Source organism: Streptomyces sp. MUM 203J, assembly GCF_022414595.1.
In the GTDB taxonomy this organism is placed as follows: Bacteria; Actinomycetota; Actinomycetes; order Streptomycetales; family Streptomycetaceae; genus Streptomyces.
This window is the reverse complement of record NZ_JADWYO010000141.1, coordinates 1-619: the sequence shown is the minus strand read 5'-3', so window position 1 is coordinate 619 and position 619 is coordinate 1. Positions and strand designations below refer to the sequence as shown.

At 71.6% G+C, this 619-nt stretch carries 1 protein-coding gene; it reads left to right on the top strand.

Annotated elements, in window-relative coordinates; translation table 11 throughout:
• A partial coding sequence (lnt, locus tag I3F58_RS29205) for an apolipoprotein N-acyltransferase (RefSeq protein ID WP_240111726.1) occupies positions 1–619 on the top strand: 619 nt, incomplete at both ends.

Here is a 619-nt window from a genome sequence, read left to right as displayed (position 1 = left end):
CCATCGACCGGGCCGTCCGCGCCATCGGTGCCCCGACCGTCGTCGGTGCCGTCCTCACCCCCGACACCGGCAAGCTGCGCAACACGCTGGTGCAGTGGGAGCCGGAGCGGGGACCCGTCGCCACGTACGACAAGCGGCACGTCCAGCCGTTCGGGGAGTACATCCCGATGCGGTCCTTCGTACGGATCTTCAACGAGGACGTGGACCGGGTGCGCCGCGACTTCGGCCCCGGCGACAAGGTCGGCGTCTTCGACCTGTCCGGCACCCGCGTCGGGCTGGCCACCTGCTACGAGGCTGCCTTCGACTGGGCGGTCCGCGACACCGTGACCCACGGTGCCCAGCTCATCACCGTGCCCAGCAACAACGCCACCTTCGGGTTGAGCGAGATGACCTACCAGCAGCTCGCCATGGACCGCGTGCGCGCCGTCGAGCACAGCCGCACCGTCGTCGTGCCGGTCACCAGCGGCGTCAGCGCGATCATCCTGCCCGACGGGAAGATCGTCGAGCGGTCCGAGCTGTTCACCCCGGACGTCCTGGTCGCGGAGGTCCCGCTGCGCTCCGCCCTCACCCCCGCCACCCGCATGGGCGTGCTCCCCGAGGCCGCGCTGGCGGCCCTGGC